The 16,623-nt window shown below is 37.0% G+C and carries 18 protein-coding genes; 2 read left to right on the top strand and 16 right to left on the bottom strand.

The features are described 5' to 3' along the window. Nucleotides 1-257 precede the first annotated feature (257 nt). The 12 genes from WA256_RS06620 to WA256_RS06565 all read right to left on the bottom strand — a co-directional run bounded on the left by WA256_RS06620 (nucleotide 258) and on the right by WA256_RS06565 (nucleotide 9,845). Nucleotides 258-779 carry a hypothetical protein gene (locus WA256_RS06620; protein WP_335989985.1) on the bottom strand — a complete coding sequence of 174 codons (522 nt, stop codon included), beginning with the start codon at nucleotides 777-779 and terminating at the stop codon, nucleotides 258-260. Nucleotides 780-1,107: 328 nt separating this feature from the next. Beyond that, nucleotides 1,108-1,611 (bottom strand): hypothetical protein, encoded by a 504-nt coding sequence (locus tag WA256_RS06615; protein WP_335989983.1) that lies wholly within the window; start codon nucleotides 1,609-1,611, stop codon nucleotides 1,108-1,110. Between the two features lie 437 nt (nucleotides 1,612-2,048). Then, complete coding sequence (locus WA256_RS06610) at nucleotides 2,049-2,336, bottom strand: hypothetical protein (protein ID WP_150114719.1); 288 nt, start codon at nucleotides 2,334-2,336, stop codon at nucleotides 2,049-2,051. Nucleotides 2,337-2,836: 500 nt separating this feature from the next. Continuing rightward, a complete protein-coding gene (locus tag WA256_RS06605) occupies nucleotides 2,837-3,319 on the bottom strand; it encodes a hypothetical protein (RefSeq protein WP_335989977.1) in 483 nt (160 codons plus the stop codon). 211 nt (nucleotides 3,320-3,530) lie between these two features. Further along, nucleotides 3,531-4,124, bottom strand: coding sequence for a hypothetical protein (locus WA256_RS06600; RefSeq protein WP_335989975.1), 594 nt, complete (start codon nucleotides 4,122-4,124; stop codon nucleotides 3,531-3,533). Between the two features lie 301 nt (nucleotides 4,125-4,425). Then, a complete protein-coding gene (locus tag WA256_RS06595; RefSeq protein ID WP_335989973.1) occupies nucleotides 4,426-4,839 on the bottom strand; it encodes a hypothetical protein in 414 nt (137 codons plus the stop codon). Nucleotides 4,840-5,074: 235 nt separating this feature from the next. Then, nucleotides 5,075-5,914, bottom strand: coding sequence for a hypothetical protein (locus WA256_RS06590; RefSeq protein WP_335989971.1), 840 nt, complete (start codon nucleotides 5,912-5,914; stop codon nucleotides 5,075-5,077). Between the two features lie 421 nt (nucleotides 5,915-6,335). Continuing rightward, nucleotides 6,336-7,256 (bottom strand): hypothetical protein, encoded by a 921-nt coding sequence (locus tag WA256_RS06585; protein ID WP_335989968.1) that lies wholly within the window; start codon nucleotides 7,254-7,256, stop codon nucleotides 6,336-6,338. A gap of 452 nt (nucleotides 7,257-7,708) precedes the next feature. Next, a complete protein-coding gene (locus tag WA256_RS06580; protein ID WP_062565739.1) occupies nucleotides 7,709-8,047 on the bottom strand; it encodes a hypothetical protein in 339 nt (112 codons plus the stop codon). Nucleotides 8,048-8,243: 196 nt separating this feature from the next. Then, nucleotides 8,244-8,669 (bottom strand): hypothetical protein, encoded by a 426-nt coding sequence (locus WA256_RS06575; RefSeq protein WP_062565740.1) that lies wholly within the window; start codon nucleotides 8,667-8,669, stop codon nucleotides 8,244-8,246. Between the two features lie 180 nt (nucleotides 8,670-8,849). Beyond that, nucleotides 8,850-9,446, bottom strand: coding sequence for a hypothetical protein (locus WA256_RS06570; RefSeq protein WP_335989964.1), 597 nt, complete (start codon nucleotides 9,444-9,446; stop codon nucleotides 8,850-8,852). A gap of 111 nt (nucleotides 9,447-9,557) precedes the next feature. Beyond that, nucleotides 9,558-9,845 (bottom strand): hypothetical protein, encoded by a 288-nt coding sequence (locus tag WA256_RS06565; RefSeq protein ID WP_335989961.1) that lies wholly within the window; start codon nucleotides 9,843-9,845, stop codon nucleotides 9,558-9,560. A gap of 161 nt (nucleotides 9,846-10,006) precedes the next feature. Between WA256_RS06565 and WA256_RS06560 the strand changes: the two genes are divergently transcribed. Further along, entirely contained in the window at nucleotides 10,007-10,705 is a 699-nt protein-coding gene (locus WA256_RS06560) for a hypothetical protein (protein WP_335989959.1), read from the top strand. 57 nt (nucleotides 10,706-10,762) lie between these two features. Here WA256_RS06560 and WA256_RS06555 read toward each other — a convergent pair whose 3' ends face one another. Beyond that, nucleotides 10,763-11,179, bottom strand: a complete 417-nt coding sequence (locus WA256_RS06555) for a hypothetical protein (protein ID WP_063529948.1) — start codon at nucleotides 11,177-11,179, stop codon at nucleotides 10,763-10,765. A gap of 296 nt (nucleotides 11,180-11,475) precedes the next feature. Here WA256_RS06555 and WA256_RS06550 point away from each other — a divergent pair, with 296 nt between their 5' ends. After that, nucleotides 11,476-13,749, top strand: a complete 2,274-nt coding sequence (locus WA256_RS06550; protein WP_335989955.1) for a CHRD domain-containing protein — start codon at nucleotides 11,476-11,478, stop codon at nucleotides 13,747-13,749. Between the two features lie 53 nt (nucleotides 13,750-13,802). On the opposite strand, the gene WA256_RS06545 is transcribed toward WA256_RS06550, so the two are convergent. From WA256_RS06545 to WA256_RS06535, 3 genes are all read right to left on the bottom strand, one after another. Further along, nucleotides 13,803-14,288: a DUF6436 domain-containing protein gene (locus WA256_RS06545; protein WP_335989952.1), complete on the bottom strand. Its 486-nt coding sequence runs from the start codon at nucleotides 14,286-14,288 to the stop codon at nucleotides 13,803-13,805. A 13-nt stretch (nucleotides 14,289-14,301) separates the two neighbouring features. Beyond that, entirely contained in the window at nucleotides 14,302-15,768 is a 1,467-nt protein-coding gene (locus WA256_RS06540) for a methyl-accepting chemotaxis protein (protein ID WP_335989950.1), read from the bottom strand. 76 nt (nucleotides 15,769-15,844) lie between these two features. Further along, the gene (locus tag WA256_RS06535) at nucleotides 15,845-16,399 is read right to left on the bottom strand and encodes an isochorismatase family protein (RefSeq protein ID WP_062565747.1); all 555 of its coding nucleotides are present in this window, start codon (nucleotides 16,397-16,399) and stop codon (nucleotides 15,845-15,847) included. Between the last annotated feature and the right edge of the window lie 224 nt (nucleotides 16,400-16,623).

The raw sequence follows: 16,623 nt of genomic DNA, 5'->3' as shown, positions 1-16,623 counted from the left end.
TACAGCTAACTTACGCCTTGATGTTGCTTTAGATTTTCCCAATAAGGGGTAACATTTTATCGATTTAAGGCCATTCTGGAGCTTGTGCTTGCCCCATTAGTAGCACCGACATAAATTGCACAGTCTGCTGTTAGCAAATGCGCAGTTCTACTGGGATTAACAGCGCATTTGATAGCTTTTTATTGAGAAAGAAGGCCGAGGCGCCAATACTGTTTATTTACTTAAATTTTCATTTATCACCTTAAGCATATCTGAACTTATTGGTAAAAAATTCTTTCACTACCTTTAAATCTGATTTCAAGAGTTTCTTCAGAGTTTACTTTACTCTCTACACAGAAATCCCTGTTTAGACCAACGGTTTTAATAGTGCCCCAAGGTATAATATATACATGGAAATAAGGGATAGTCATCGGGTAAAATGCAATACCTTTTTCTACTACTTGAGTCTTATAAAGACGTGTAAAATGGTCAATATAACCATAACCATGAAACCAATTTTCTTTCAAAATACCAAAGTCTTTCACTTCATTCGAAAAAAATAAACTATAGGTATCAATAGCAAAATCCCTTTTCTTTAACCTTACAATACTTCTTTTAACAGCAAGGCTTACAGGACCAAAGAAATTCCAATAAGAAAATATGTACAACAAAAGACCACCACTAATTGAATATACATAACTTCCTGTAAAATAATAAATAATAGCCCCAATAGTCATACCTATAACTATAAAGGCTCGCTTTGACATTATGATATAGAATACTAACTTTATAAAATTCATATAAGAACCATAGAGATCAGGTCTTGCTTTTTGCCACTATCATACTTCATGCTTGAATTGTGCAGCTTGAAATAATCACCCAATTATTTTCCTTGCTCGACAAATAGCGCAAACTTTCGGCTTGCTATCGCTTTAGATTTTCCAAATTGGAGTAACACTTTGCCGATTTAAATCCATTCTGGAGCTTGTGTTTGACCCATTAGTAGCACCAACATAAATTGCACAGTCTGCTGTTAGAAAATGCGCAGTTCTACTGGGATTGGCTGCACACTTAATAGCTTTTTTTCCGCAATAATTAGGAAAAAGGTAAGACGCGACCCTATTTTTCTCATTCTTTACGATAAATGATAAGTGCATCAAGCTCTTTTCTTAGCTTCCTCAACATAGGGTCTGAATTCTCTTCATCTAAGACAACTCTTTTTTTACCATCGATATCGAAATACTGGCAGAATTCTTGGTTCTCTGTAATCGGACTACTAACTTTATAGCTTGTACTTTTTATCACATTATTACGTATGCGGACGTATTCAGCCTTTGTGATATAGGTCGTCCTTTTCGCCAGTCCACTTCCTGCACTGACAATAACGTAGTCACCATTAACCTTGCCAATAAACAGGAATGACTCAAATAACCAACCAGAAAAGTTATTCTGATAGTGGAAAACATACTCATTTGATTCTGCTGTTAATGATTTGTCCAACTTAACAATCAATGGAATCTTGCTTTCTTTTGGAGTACATGTGAGGTTCGTCGTTAAAGGATTTGCAAAGGAAGCAAACGATAGCAATACTAGGCATAATGTTAACGTTTTTTTAGCGTAATGGAATTTCATATGTCTTCCCTCGTCTCGGATGCAACCATGGGCTCAGGTTTTTCTTTTTGCCACAATCCTACTTACATGCGAATAGTGTAATTTAAAATAATCACCCAACTTTTTCCTTGCTCGACACATAGCGCAAACTTACGCCTTGATGTTGCTTTAGATTCTCCAAATAAGGGGTAACATTTTATCGATTTAAATCCATTCTGGAGCTTATGGTTGTTCCATCATAAAATGCCCAGTATTTTGATGGCTTTTATTAAACATTGCTTATAAACAACATTGGACTAGCTAAAAGGCAAAAAGATAGACCTGACCCTATTGGTTTTAAAATAACCTTCAAATTTGTTTAGACTGTTCATTTCACCAAAGGAAGTTACACAAAATCAGAAAGTGCTAAATTAACCCATTGCAACTATTTTTCTAGATTAAAAGTCTATTGAGGCCCCTTAGTGATCATGATCTCCATAAACAAGTATTCTATCTGAATCCATAGGTTTATAGAATCCAACACTTTTTGACTGAGACTTGAAGATTTCCACCGTAACATCTAACTCTTCTAGTGATTTTACCCAAGTAAAACTATCACTAAAACAAGAGGAAAACTCATATTCGAAAGATACATTTGAAGGGTAGCCTCCAAACTCCAATATGACACTTTCCTTAAAAGGCTCAGGACCGCTCACTTTATGTTCTTTGATATAAGAAACGTTTGGGTCTTTAGATTTCCAGTCCATTAGACACTTTCTTTCATAAGGATTAGCTAGAATAAAAACCCCATTCTTATCATGGTTATAACCATAAGCTATATAAATTAATACAAAATTTAGGATTATCGATACCAAAAAAATTATACTTCGCATATGACCCCTTTATTCCCAAAACCACCCAATACCCGAAAGTGAGACTTGCTACCAATCACTGTTTGTGACTCGTAGTTAATTTCAGTAGAATAATCAATTAAATTATCGTTGATTAAGGTTCCATCTTTAAAAAAACTCATACTAATAAAAATCTTCACTATATTGAGCTTGGTTTGTTGTGGTCACATCCACAGTCCCCCAGCAATTGCTTGGATTATTACACGCCCATACGTTGCATTGGTTTGAATTTTCCCAACACCTTTCTAATAGCAGCAGTGATAAAACTATGTTCAAATTTACCCCCCTTGGAGCTCTGATAGAACGCCTCCAGCAGTTGTTTGCTTGAGTTAAAAAGAGCACATCCTTGCTAACATTTACTTTTTGACACTCAACTCAAAAATCAGGTTTTCATTTCCTTCTCTAAGGTAAGCAATTTTAACAACTCGCCCCTCTTGGATTGTATCTGAATCATGCTTTCTATTCGCAAAAAAGGAGTTTTCTGTTCCGTAATCATTGTATTTAAAGCGTACTCCATCAACAGTAAAAGCCTCTTCTCTACTATTTCTTTCAACAATTTGAATATCTTCAATAGTTCCTTCAACTGTAGAATAATCTCCAGAATCTATGTCATTAGATTTTAATGCTAGACCATAAAATGACAGTGACTGCATTACAAAAAAGCCAAATACAAATAAGAAGCCAAACCAGAAGTTAACTTTCTTTTCAAACTGTAGTTTATTTTCGTACCAGTATTTTATCTTCGGGCAGCACAATATTAATAGAACAGAACAAACAAGTGAAAAATAAAAACCAAGCCTGGTGCCTGAAAAATCAGACTGAAAATAAAGTTCATACATTAACTAAATCTCCTATGGCTAATCTATGGGCCGAAGTTGCCGTATGAACCATGCTGGTTTCTTTTCCCCGAGACAATATCGAACGAACACAAAATGGGATCAAGTCTTTCTTTTTTGACCTCAACTAAAGACTAAACTGAAGTGGTTATTATGATTTAGAAGGAAAAATGTAGCTTGACCTCTTTGGATAGATAAAAGCTACTTACCATTATTATTTATTTTTAAAGCTTAAATCATTTTGACAAAAAGCATCTATTAAACCATCACTATCCGCTTTATTTATTTTTGCTTCTTTAGGGAGCTCTATATGCAAATAATCATAGTTGTATTTACCTTCATCAGTTATTCGATTGAGTTTATATCCAATCATAAATTTATCACCTCCACTGTAATCTAACACTGATATGTTACAACTAGTTGTGTAGTTAATCGAAAATACTAATGAAGCTTTAGCATCTTCGAATTCATCATAGCTCCCAAATAGAGGCACTGAGAAACTATCTATCACTCCAGTGTATTCATCAAAAGCTTTTTGTTTATCTAAAAATGAATCTACTTCAGAATTGACAATATTGATAAACTTTTCTATTGAAGGTTTAATATCATCGAATTCAATACTTGTGTTTCTATTCTTAAAGAAAGTCATATCCTCAGCAGTGTAACCATATACTAGGCATTTGTTTGCTGTAAAAATATCACCTCCGATTCGGCCTAACAGATAAGAGTCTTCACAATATTCAGATATAGGCTGTAACGCCATGCAAATGCCGCTTTGGAATAAAAGGATAAAGATAAAATATCTCATAGTAACTCCACCATTTAATTTGAAACTCTACGATTAGCTCAGAAAAAAGCTGTTACGTTGTTTGGCATAGTGCTTAACCATAATCCACGAAAGAGAAAACAAGAACCTACACACACGGTGTCAGGTCTTGCTTTTTGCCACTACCCGACTCGCGCTTGAGTAGGAGAAATGAAGCTTAAGATAATCACCCAACTCTTTTCAACACGTTAAGAATTTCTATTAAACATTGCTTATATATGACATTGGACTAGCTAAAAAGAAATACCTGACCCTATTGGTTTATTATACTAGATCTCAACGCTTACTTTTTATTTTTTATATAGCAAGGACTAAACTTAGTGTACTTTTCGTTTTCATCATATTTATGAACAAAAGAGACCTTATCTAAGACTCGTCTTTCAGAATTATCTTTATGAAAAGTAAATCTAGCTTTTATAAACACATAGCTTTGCACGCAAGCATCAAGTAAATTGACTCCATCATAGAAGGTGATGACATCTAAATATCTATCTTTGAGAAAAAACTCACTATCTGACTTTGAGGGATATAACTCATAAATCCCGCCAGTATTCCTCACAAGATAGCCAGAAAATTTGACTTCCTTATTTAAATATTTGTCAGAGTTTCCTAGCAAAGAATATATATTAGTGAACACTACTTTGCTTTGTAAACTAAAACTAAAAAATAAAAAGCAAAGAAAAAGGGACCTTAACATTTACCATCTCCTGAATATATAGTACAAGACCATCTACCACTATTGCTGTTATATTGATAGTGATAAGTAACTTTTTGGGTAGTCTGATATGCATAAACACTGTATATGCCAATCACTACCGCTCTGTGATAGTACGTGACCATGGGTTAAGCAATGAAATAATCGTACCATGTACAACCCATTAGTTTCCTAACTTTGATCACATATCCCCCACGTATATAAAACGTTAAATAAATCACTTTTGTATGCTGCTAACAGGGTTAAACTCTTGCAGTAATTTAAAATCAGCATCATCTGTATAGGTTGAGTGACTAAATAATAGTTTACGTAACTTAATTTGCAGCTCTCGTTGTTCACCTTGATCACTATTGAACTCTGTGTCATACGCCTTTAAATGTACTACGCCATTAGCTAATTCATTCACTTCTAACCAAGGCACACCGTTTAAAGCAGACTTTTCAAGATTAACCGCTTTAAAAAATGCATCCCCTAGCCACATTTGCGCGGCTACCCCTTCTATATAACCGTGTTTAAATCGCCAATGACCTGGGTTTACTCGGGTATCAATAATTGTTTCATCTAATGGCGGTGGTAGCCCATTACCTATTTTAGGTAAATATTCATGGGACCAACCGCTTAACTCATAACCCCATACTGAATCATCATTTTGTTTCGTGTTATAATCTTGATCCATCAAACGCGCCATTAAGAAATTAGGATGATTTAACAATGGCTTCCACCAAGTGTCGCGGGCTCGAATTAAGTTATCAAAGCCCTTGATGATTAACTGATCTATGCGCCAATCTGAAAGGTGTCCAAATTTTATATAATGCGTTCCCTGTATATTTATATCTGGGCTCGGATGCGTAATTGAAAAAATATCAGATTTTTTTATATCTTTTGCTTTGCTTTTAATAAAGTTTTCAACTTTTATGGTTGTGCCTTTGTTGATATTAACTAACTTAGTTAACTGCTCATGCTGAATGAGGCCGTTGCTTAAATCAGCCAACTCCCAAAGCGCTAACGCTTTGGGAAAGCTCTGGGGCAAAAAGTTGATATTTAAATATAAACTCATTGACCTGTGTACTCCTTAATCACTATTGTTATACCTGCGTGCTCTGCATATGTTTCTAAGACACCTGTAGCAGCAAGGCCCCCAGGTTGAGCACACATGGGGTCAGGTATTGCCTTTTGCCACTACCAGACTCACGCTTGAATAGTGTAATTGAAATAATCACCCAATTATTTTCCTTGCTCGACAAATAGCGCAAATTTTCGGCTTGCTATCGCTTTAGATTTTCCAAATAAGGGGTAACATTTTATCGATTTAAATCCATTCTGGAGCTTATGCTTGTTCCATCATAAAATGCCCAGCATTTTGATGACTTTTATTAAACATTGCTTATAAACAACATTGGACTAGCTAAAAGGCAAAAAGATAGACCTGACCCTTTTAGATTTAGTAGATTTAGAGTTTTATAAAGTCTCATCACACACTACGCTAGTAACGCTTTTTCATCAAAGCCTTGCTCATGTAACTTGACTACAAGCTGTTCAAGGACCTCATCTTTTTTAGGGGCTACAGGCTGCGTTAATAGCAAAGAAGTAACATTGCCAAAACCAGGGTGCTCAAAATCAGGGTTCTCAAGGCCATGTTGTGCTCTTAGCGTTAGCAGCATAAGTGCAGCATAAGGCGTAAATTGCCAGTTCATATTATCGAACTCAAAAAACATCTTACTCGGTGGTGATGCAACCTGAGCGACTTGATCATCACATAACTGATTTAGATAAGCGGTAACTTTTGTTAAGTCTGTACTATCCCAGTTATCTAAAATAGCTTGATAAGCAAAATCATCTACGATCGGTTTTAGGGTATTGCCACCTTCTACCTTATCAAACAACAGGATAATAAAGTCACCTATATGACTTTTCGAACGGTTTATCCAATTTTTCATGTAACCATTTTGAAATAATTTATAAAATTGCTGCGCATAATCATACTGATGTAATAAAACAGCTGTAGCTAATTGAAATACACTTCCAGGTGATATCACTCTTTCATTATCTTCCCCGAAGCGAATAACACAGCGCTTTTGTTTTATATGCACAATTGCTAATTCATAGTATCCATAATTTAAATAATAACTTAAGTGCTCAGTATCAATCACACTGTCATTAACTAAACCAGCTTGTGCAATATTTTCGTAAATTTTACATTGGCCTGACAGTTCAATATTAAGCTTTTCCCAAGGAGCAAAAGGTAATCGATCATTAGAAAACTCTTCCCCCTGGGTTTTACCATGCTCAATATAGTAAGTAATTCTAACAATATTATCCTCAAAAATATTTTTATATTTTACCGGGCCTTTGATTGCATGCTTACGCTTTCGTAAAAATTTTTCTAATATTTTGTCCATTATTTACCTGCTGGAGTCATTGAAATTGTAGCAGTGTCAGCAAGCATCTAGGGGTTAGGTCTGCCTTTGCAACAATCTTACTAACACGCGAATAGTGTAATTAAAATAATCATCCAATTCTTTTCCTTGCTCGACAAATAGCGCAAACTTAAGGCTTGATGTTGCTTTAGATTTTCCAAATAGGGGTAACACTTTGCCGATTTCAAGCCATTCTTGAGCTTGTGCTTGCCCATCGTAAAATGCCCTACACGTTGAGAACTTCTATTAAACCATTGCTTATATGACATTGGACGAGCTAATAGGCAAAAAAATACCTGACCCTATTGGTTTATATGAAAATAGTGCTTTAAACCTAGAGTAAGTTTTAAGTCCTGACTGTCACTAATAACTAAAGTAATTTGCTCATCAAAATTTGTAAAACAGTAAGACTTAACCCCACTTAGTATGCATAATCATCCCATTTCTAAAAAATATTGTTGCAACTTTTTCAATTGGACTAGTGAAAGAAATCCAAGTATCAAAATGGTAATAGTTTTCCAGTAATGAGGTTTAGAAAACATATCAACTGCTGCAAATAAAGCAATTACAACAATATACGATACAAAAACATGCTTATCTAATGTTCTGACATTACTACGAATATTTTTAATGTAGGGCAAAAAGCTATAGCTACCCAAAAACAATAAGCACATCAAAATACCTAATTGCCAGCCATGTTTAGCTAAAAGTACAAGGGGTGCACCATACAAAATAAAGCAGGCTAATGCTTTGTTATTTGAAGATTGCTCCATTGAATTACCTATATTCCTTTATTAATTATGCAAGTGTGCGATATGCACATATGAGGTCTGGGCTTGTATTTTTCTCTCAACTAATAGCTTAAATTTAAATGGTTTTCATAATTCAGTTAGGGAAAGTAAAGCTTAACCGTATTCTCAAATTTTGGTGTACATTTTTTATGATGATGGTAGAGATAACCATGTCTCTTTACTTATCAAAATTACACTTATAATTGACTTTCCCTCCAAATTCAGCACCGGCATATTCAGCGCTCGTCTTCAAAACCAATACCTTCTCTCCTCTAAACTTTGCTGAAATAAGGCAATAATCAGAAAAACCCAAAAACTTTTCAAAAAGACTGACTTCTATAATTAAAAGCCCACCGTCAAAAAATAAAGTACCACTTTCAAATTCATCTCCGGCGCCAATCAATACTGATTTAAAACCTTGATCATAAGTGTACTCAGAGTAAGCAACACCTTCCTGTGTTCTTATTGAACTAAATTCTGTATCAAAGTGAAAATAAAAAGGCTCAAACTGATTTTTAATAAATACACCAGCATCTTTTGTTATGTACCAAAATAAAGTTAATACAATAAAGATAACTAAAAATAGTTTTCCAAAGACTTTCATAAAAACACTCATTAAATTTGAAAAACAAAATCGAGATTATGGATTATCAATACAACGGTCAGCCTACATAGCTAAAGGTCTTTCATATTTGCCTCAACTAAAGACTAAACTGCATTGGTCATTATGATTTAGAAGGAAAATGTAGCTCGACCTCTTTGGATAGATAAAAGCTACTTACCATTATTCTTTATTTTTAAAGCTTAAATCATTATGACAAAAAGCATCTATTAAGCCATCACTATCCGCTTTATTTATTTTTGCTTCTTTAGGGAGCTCTATATGCAAATAATCATAGTTGTATTTACCTTCATCAGTCATTCGATTTAGTTTATATCCAATCATAAATTTATCACCTCCACTGTAATCTAACACTGATATGTTACAACTAGTTGTGTAGTTAATCGAAAATACTAATGAAGCTTTAGCATCTTCGAATTCATCATAGCTCGCAAATAGAGGCACTGAGAAACTATCTATTTCCCCAACGTACTTATAAAAAACTTCTTGTTTGTCAAAGGATGACCCTCCATCGGTATTGACAATTTTGACAAACGTATCAATTGCAGGCTTAATTTTTTCAAATCTAATACTTGTATTAATAGCTTTAGAAAAGAACGCATTCTCTGCATTAAACCCATAAGCCAAACAATTTGTTGCTGCAAAGGTATCACCAGCAAAACTGAGTAACAAATCAGAATCTTCACAATATTCAGATATAGGCTGTAACGCCATGCAAATGCCGCTTTGGAATAAAAGGATAAAAATTAAATATCTCATAGTAACTCCACCATTTAACTTGAGTCTCTACGATTAGCTCAGAATAAAGCTGTTACGTTGTTTGGCATAGTGCTTAACCATAATCCACGAAAGAAAAACAAGAACCGACTCCTAGCTCTGTTGAACTCCATTCAATTTTATTAAAAAAACCATAATGAAAAAGATTACTACAATTGCTATAGATGAGTATTTAATGGCTTTACAAGCCCACTCTTTATCTTCCCGATAGGATTCAACTTTGAACAGCTTAAAACCATGATAAATTGCACCTGTTCCGCCGTAGTAGTTTATGAAAAGCTCTTTTTTTGCGTATTTTGGAGCTAAGATAAACAAAACCATTACAAACAAAAATAAAACAGCCGAAAGTACCATCAAAATAATAAGAAAATAATCTATCATTTCACCAGTTCACATTTACATATTTATCAGTAACTTACTATACCAATAAAAAGCAAGTTATGCTCCAACCAAACTTAAACAAAATCTGGTGTTTTTAGTTGATAGTAAAGCACTGCGTTTGCTATTTTACCCCCTAATACTAAATATGTAATCGAGGACACATGGAAGCGCCTACTTTTGAATTAACCCGTGATAACTTTAACTCAATCTTTTTTCAGACTTTCATAAAAACGAAAGTGCAACCTGAAATACCTATTTTGAGATGCGCAGTCCCTTTACCTAAAGCACAGAAATTCAAAGCAAAATTAATCACTGGTGCTATATTCATCATTGCTTGCCACCTTGTTTGGAAAACACAATCCGGTGCAGGTGCAATTGCCGCTGTGATCATTACTTATCTCAGTTACTTTTTAGTTCAGATGTTTATTGCCAATAAGCGTTATTTCATCCATGAATCCCCGTTGTGCGAAATTAAAATAAACCAAGAACAGGTTTACCTGCCTGCACTTTTATTCGATGACAGAAAACCACGAACAATTAAAAGAGAAGATTTACTTAATGTTGAGGCCATATGGAATTTTACACGCACCAAAAGCGGCTACGATATTAACGATCCACAACCTAGGCGTGCCTATCTATTTTCTGTTATTTTTAAAACTCGCTATGGTGATTCAATTCCTTTAAATGACTGGAGCTTAGAACATCCTGAGCTCTTCAAGACACTTGTTGAGTATGATTACCCAGTCACTATGATCAGAACAGCCAAACGCGGGTCACCAATAACAGTTCACATAAAATGGTTCTTCCTATTTACCTTTATATGTACTCTCATCTACTCACTTACAAAGTATGTGATTTAGCGGACTTATAAATATTCAATTGGCAAAGTAACTGCGAACAAGCGCTTTGCCTTAAACTTAGGCTTTATTGTTAAACAGCATACCAGAGTGATTACTAGAAGTAGGAGCAAACAATGAGTTTATCATCGTAGAAACATTACTTTTTACGGCAAGCTGGACTGCATTTATTTCTTCATCAAGTTGTTTATTAAGCTCTAGTAACTCACTTTCTCGTTGTTCTGGAGCTAGGCCTTTGTTGCTTTTTAAACTATTAATCTTATTTTGTAACTCCTTTATTTTTACTACTAGCTCTTGTTGTGTTTGTGATGTCTTTGATTGAGCTTCTGCTTGTGGATCAGAATCAACGCCCGCTTCTAGTTGTTTAGAGCCTTGAAGGTCTGTTGTTTTTTCACTTGCTGGGTTTAGCTCATTTTTATTTTGCTGATCTAATAATGGCTCTTTTAGGAATGAAGATGTGTACGAAGTTAGCTGCATAGTTTTCCTATCGTTAATTTTTTGACGTTTAGCTATAAACCTTTTGAAAACAAAATAGATGCACAATCCGTACCCATTTACTACCCAAAACTTTTTATGTTGCTAAGCATGTATCTTCCTTTAAGGTTATCGATATTAAACTTTAACTATTAATCCCCTCTTTCACAAACCAATACTAAAAAACCAGTTTTTAACTTTTGAATAACCTTTTGTGATCGCTTTTTAAACACCAGCCGTAAGCCTTATTGAATGGACACGTCGTAACGTCCGAACATACAAAGATATAAGGAAGAACGATGAAATACATACTTCTGGCTAGCAGCTTACTTTTTCTCACCGCGTGTAGCGATGATGATGACGATAATACCGAAGTTGTTACACCTCCCCCAGTTCAAGAATTCACTCCAAGTAAAACCTATTCTGTAACTTTAAGTGGCAAACAAGAAGTGCCAATGAATGACTCAATGCAAACAGCGACTGCAACGGTAGAGCTTGACGAAAGTTTAATGCAATTTCGTGCAACACTTGATGCAAGCTCAGTCGACGGTTTTAGCGCAGCACACATACACGACGGTGATTTAGGCGCTAATGGTGATGTTGCTTTTGCATTTGAAGCCACTACCGATGGTATGTATGAAGTCGCAATTACCGACCTTGATGAAAGCTTGATCGCTGATTTAATAGATGGCGATTGGTACATTAACCTTCATACCGAACAATATGCAAACGGCGAACTTCGTGCGCAAATTGTGCCTGATACAACCAGCATCATCACGTTTGTTTTAAATGGCGATCAGCAAGTGCCTATGAACGACAGTGACGCAATGGGTTACGGCTATGCATCTTATGATAGCGCCACGACAGAATTACGACTTCGTGCGGTGACTATGGGTGTTGATGACGCTACAGCAGCTCACATCCATACAGGAAAATTAGGCTCAAATGGTGATGTATTCGTGACTTTAGAACAAGACGACGAAGTCATGACTGACTGGGTTGTACCAGAAGGCACCATGATCGACAGCGACACTCTGGCAGTACTTTTAGACGGCGGTCACTATGTTAATGTTCATACGCCTGAATTTGCCGGTGGCGAAATTCGCGGCCAAATCTTAACAGACAACTATGCAGTTGCGACCTTTGACTTGAGTGGTGCACAAGAAGTGCCTATGGTCAGCACCATGGCTGATGGTGATGGTTATGCCCTTGTTGATACAACAGACTACAGTGTAGAGCTTACTGTTGTCACGTCAGGCTTAGACGATGCAAGTGCTGCGCATATTCATACAGGTCGTATCGGTACTAATGGCGATGTATTAGTAGCTCTTGAACAATCAATGGACGACAGTAACGTCTGGATGACACCAAGCAACACGCAAATCAATGCAGATATTTTTGCAGTGCTGGCTTCTGGCGGTCACTATGTCAATGTTCATACACCTGCTAATGCTGGCGGCGAGCTTCGTGGGCAAATCCTAACCAGTAACTATGGCTTTACGAGTTTTAAACTAAGCGGTGAGCAAGAAGTTCCTGCCATCGAATCTGATGCAAGTGGTGAAGGTTATGCATTAATCAACATGGATAACTATGCCTTAGAGCTATTAGTAAACACAATGGGTGTTGATGATGCAACAGGTGCACACATTCACACTGGCCGAATTGGCACGAATGGCGACGTACTCGTTGCACTTGAGCAGTCAACAACTGACGCAGGCATGTGGATGACACCAGCAAATACCATGATCAACGCAGAGATATTTGAGGTACTTGCATCAGGTGGTCATTACGTTAACGTGCATACGCCTGCTAACACGGGTGGCGAAATTAGAGGTCAGATCCTAACTGATAACTATCAGCTCGTTACTTTCCCACTCAGTGGTATGCAAGAAGTTCCTGCGGTTGATACGATGGCATCAGGTAGTGGTTATGCCTTAGTCAATATGGATAATTACCATCTAGAATTAAGAGCGTTAACCGAAGGTGTGAGTAATGCTACTGCTGCCCACATTCATACAGGTCGTATAGGCACCAATGGCGACGTTCTTGCCGCGTTAGAGCAGTCAAGCGATAACATGAACCTGTGGCAAACACCTGAAAACACCATGATCAATGCAGATATTTTTGCAGTACTCGCATCAGGTGGTCACTACGTTAATGTGCATACTCCAGCTAACCCAGGTGGTGAACTACGTGGTCAAATCCTTACCGACAACTACGTGTTTGTAACCTTCCCGCTTTCTGGTGAACAAGAAGTACCCGCGGTCACAACGGATGCATCTGGTGATGGTTATGCGCTAGTGAATACCAATGATTACAGTGTTGAGCTGCAAGTATTAACATCGGGTGTAATCGATGCAACTGCTGCACACATTCATACCGGTGTAGCCGGTGAAAATGGCCCTGTGTTAGCTCCTCTTGTACAAGACAGTGATGATATGAATCGCTGGATGAGCAGCACAGGCTTAATGATAGATGCCGATATCTTTTCAGTTTTAGCTTCAGGCGGTCATTATGTAAACATTCATACGCCTGCAAATCCAAGCGGTGAGATACGAGGCCAAATTCAATAATTTTATAGAGTCAGAGGCCAATATTTTTGGCCTCTTTTCGTTACTTTCCTCGCTCAATTAATCTCACAATAGCACCCCTCAGCATCTGAGTTAATAAACTGGCTATTAAAACCCGCACGTAAGTTTGCGATTACTAGCTCAACAAAGCCATTCTGACTTGAACAGGCGAGTCCCTTTGATAATGGCCCTGCATACACAAGCTGTTGATTTTCTGAAACAAGTACTGCGGCAGGTTGAGCGGGTAATATTGCAGCAACCGCAGATGTTGGTTTAAGTTTTATTACTTCAATACCTTGCTCTGCTGCATAGCTGCTAAGGCTTGTTATGTGCGGTTGTGAGCGCTCTGAGCATACACAGGTATTTTCATCAATAATGTACAAGGTATCGGCATTGTTGATGTCAAGCCCCATACTTTGTTGAAAAGCAGGTAACCAATTAGCTGTGGCTAGCTTTTTATCTGGATCAAAGGTGCTTGCTTGTTGAGAATAAGCAAACACCAAGGCTAATGCTACAGAGGCAACCCAAAGTAGAGTTGCCATTATCAGCCATTTGCTATTTGAATTTAGCAATACCTTGCTCCAGTACATCGATACTTACATCAATTAACTGTACGCGATCGGTGAGCTTTTCAATCATCAAGTTGTCGTTGGCTTGGTTAGCAATTAAGGCTTGTGAGTTCTCGGCAATAGCACGTGTATTACCCGCTTGATTTTGCACTACATGAGCAACCGATTGTGAGCTACTTGCGGCAACATTCACCTGCTCTGTCATCTCGGTAATTTGCAGTTTCATCTGCGAACTAATGGCCGACAACTGCTCTATAAGCGCAACACTACCCTGCATAGACTTGGTTGATGAGGCACTGTTTTGCATCAAGCTTTCAAGCGTATTAGTTATTTTATCCGTCGTGTTTTTACTGCGTGTTGCCAAGTTTCTAACTTCATCAGCCACTACCGCAAAGCCGCGGCCTTGTTCACCTGCACGTGCAGCTTCAATTGCAGCGTTAAGCGCAAGTAAATTCGTTTGCTCAGCAATTGACGAAATTTCATTAAGTAATTCTGAGATATGCGAACATGCACTCACCAGTTGGCCTATATTTTGATCTGCTTCTTGAAGGTTATTAGCAAGCTCAGCCGTTTTGCTGTCTGTATTCGCCACTTCATTTAATGCCTCTGTAGCACTTAAATGGAGCTGCTCAAACTGTGTTTGTAGCTCATTACTTTCTTGTTCAACATGAGCAAAGCCTTCGGCGACTCGTTCACCTGACTGCGCGATATCCGTCGATAGCTGCTCACGATTAAGTGCTTGCTCATGCAGTTCGTCGTGTACTTCAAGTAATTGTTTAGACTGGTTTTTTAAAACACTACTTTGGCTTTGAACATCACTAATCACGCTCGATACAAAACCTAGTAAGCGGTTAAAACCCGCCACGGCTTCACTGTGGCTATCATCCGCTCTTAAGCTAATATTTATGCTGTTTTCGTCGGCCATTATCTGCTCTGTAGTTGTGCTTAACGATAAGCCAGAACTACGTTCAAGATGAAGGGTTTTTGCAATGTAGCCAGCTACAATCGCTTCAACAATGGCATACACGGCATGGATAAGTACGGTGCTAAAATACAATCGATCTGGGTCAAAAACGTATAAACCGACTTCGTTTATCTGTAAAAAGTAAAAGCTCAAATGGTGAACTGCCACAAAAGCAAGTGCAGTAATAAACACGCGCCATTCAACAAACATGATCAACACGGCCATTAAAATAAATATTTCAAAGTGAACTTCAATTAAGCCGTAGCTTTGTTGGATGTGTAAAAACGAAAACATCATGCAACCGGCAGCCACAACATGGGCTGTTAATTTGCTCGTTGGGTATTGATGGAGCATCCAAAGCGGTAAAGATAGCAATAATAAACCGGTTACCACACCTGTAATTAGGGTCGAATAGATAAAACCCAAAACTAAAGATTCAACAAACAATAAAAGGAACAAATAAGTAAAAAGGCGGCGCACACTCGTCATAGATAAAGCCTTAATTATTAAATAATATACAAAAATACAATTAATCGAGCCAATACGGTTTGATGCGCATCATGGTTCACTTTATTAATTGCAATAATGCTCTAAATTGATCAGTCCCTGCTTTTTCTAGCCATTGAAATATCAAACTTTCTGTACAAGTAATAATAGCACCTGCTGCCGATAGCTGCTTAATTGCTAACTCTTTGTGTTTTTCGTTACGTGATGCAATGGCATCTTCCACTACAAACACTTGGTAACCATTGGCAATTAAGTCTAAACATGTTTGCAGTACACACACATGCGACTCTGTACCCGTTACCACTATTTGCTTACGGTTAAAGCCAGCCAATAGGTTGTTAAATTGAACCTCTTGGCATGCGCTAAAATGTATTTTGTGATGGCAGTTAGTGCCACTTATAAAAGGTAAAAGCTGTTCACTACTTTTACCTAACTTGGTTGGGTTTTGTTCGGTAAATAAATAGGGAATATCTAAAGCTTTAGCTGCTTTTATTAACTTTTCGGTCTGATTAACAGCTAAGCCAAAGTCGTTAATTACCGGTTCAAGCCCTGCCTGAAGGTCAATAATCAATAACAATGCATTACTTTTTTGGCTTATAAATGAATGGCGCATCACGTTCTCAAATTGCTGATAATTGAACTAGTTATAGCATAGGTTTCAGTTTCAGCAACAAGTAGACCTTATTACTATTTTTTCTTTTCAGAACCATTAATTACGGTCATAATTGTGCTATATTTTGTTAAAAATTATGCGCAAATAATAATTTAGGGTTAATCAGTCAGTGCCTAAACTTTTTCTTTTGATTTTCAGTTTGCTGTTCTTCACGCTTTCCTCTT

Source organism: Pseudoalteromonas sp. CH_XMU1449-3, from assembly GCF_037027245.1.
In the GTDB taxonomy this organism is placed as follows: domain Bacteria; phylum Pseudomonadota; class Gammaproteobacteria; order Enterobacterales; family Alteromonadaceae; genus Pseudoalteromonas; species Pseudoalteromonas shioyasakiensis.
The sequence above is the reverse complement of the archived record's forward strand: the minus strand, read 5'-3'. Positions and strand labels throughout refer to the sequence as shown.

Coding starts and splice junctions, on each gene's coding strand:
- WA256_RS06620 (WP_335989985.1), bottom strand. CDS start 779: ATGAATTTTATAAAGTTAGTATTCTATATCATAATGTCAAAGCGAGCC.
- WA256_RS06615 (WP_335989983.1), bottom strand. CDS start 1,611: ATGAAATTCCATTACGCTAAAAAAACGTTAACATTATGCCTAGTATTG.
- WA256_RS06610 (WP_150114719.1), bottom strand. CDS start 2,336: ATGGACTGGAAATCTAAAGACCCAAACGTTTCTTATATCAAAGAACAT.
- WA256_RS06605 (WP_335989977.1), bottom strand. CDS start 3,319: ATGTATGAACTTTATTTTCAGTCTGATTTTTCAGGCACCAGGCTTGGT.
- WA256_RS06600 (WP_335989975.1), bottom strand. CDS start 4,124: ATGAGATATTTTATCTTTATCCTTTTATTCCAAAGCGGCATTTGCATG.
- WA256_RS06595 (WP_335989973.1), bottom strand. CDS start 4,839: ATGTTAAGGTCCCTTTTTCTTTGCTTTTTATTTTTTAGTTTTAGTTTA.
- WA256_RS06590 (WP_335989971.1), bottom strand. CDS start 5,914: ATGAGTTTATATTTAAATATCAACTTTTTGCCCCAGAGCTTTCCCAAA.
- WA256_RS06585 (WP_335989968.1), bottom strand. CDS start 7,256: ATGGACAAAATATTAGAAAAATTTTTACGAAAGCGTAAGCATGCAATC.
- WA256_RS06580 (WP_062565739.1), bottom strand. CDS start 8,047: ATGGAGCAATCTTCAAATAACAAAGCATTAGCCTGCTTTATTTTGTAT.
- WA256_RS06575 (WP_062565740.1), bottom strand. CDS start 8,669: ATGAAAGTCTTTGGAAAACTATTTTTAGTTATCTTTATTGTATTAACT.
- WA256_RS06570 (WP_335989964.1), bottom strand. CDS start 9,446: ATGAGATATTTAATTTTTATCCTTTTATTCCAAAGCGGCATTTGCATG.
- WA256_RS06565 (WP_335989961.1), bottom strand. CDS start 9,845: ATGATAGATTATTTTCTTATTATTTTGATGGTACTTTCGGCTGTTTTA.
- WA256_RS06560 (WP_335989959.1), top strand. CDS start 10,007: ATGGAAGCGCCTACTTTTGAATTAACCCGTGATAACTTTAACTCAATC.
- WA256_RS06555 (WP_063529948.1), bottom strand. CDS start 11,179: ATGCAGCTAACTTCGTACACATCTTCATTCCTAAAAGAGCCATTATTA.
- WA256_RS06550 (WP_335989955.1), top strand. CDS start 11,476: ATGAAATACATACTTCTGGCTAGCAGCTTACTTTTTCTCACCGCGTGT.
- WA256_RS06545 (WP_335989952.1), bottom strand. CDS start 14,288: ATGGCAACTCTACTTTGGGTTGCCTCTGTAGCATTAGCCTTGGTGTTT.
- WA256_RS06540 (WP_335989950.1), bottom strand. CDS start 15,768: ATGACGAGTGTGCGCCGCCTTTTTACTTATTTGTTCCTTTTATTGTTT.
- WA256_RS06535 (WP_062565747.1), bottom strand. CDS start 16,399: ATGCGCCATTCATTTATAAGCCAAAAAAGTAATGCATTGTTATTGATT.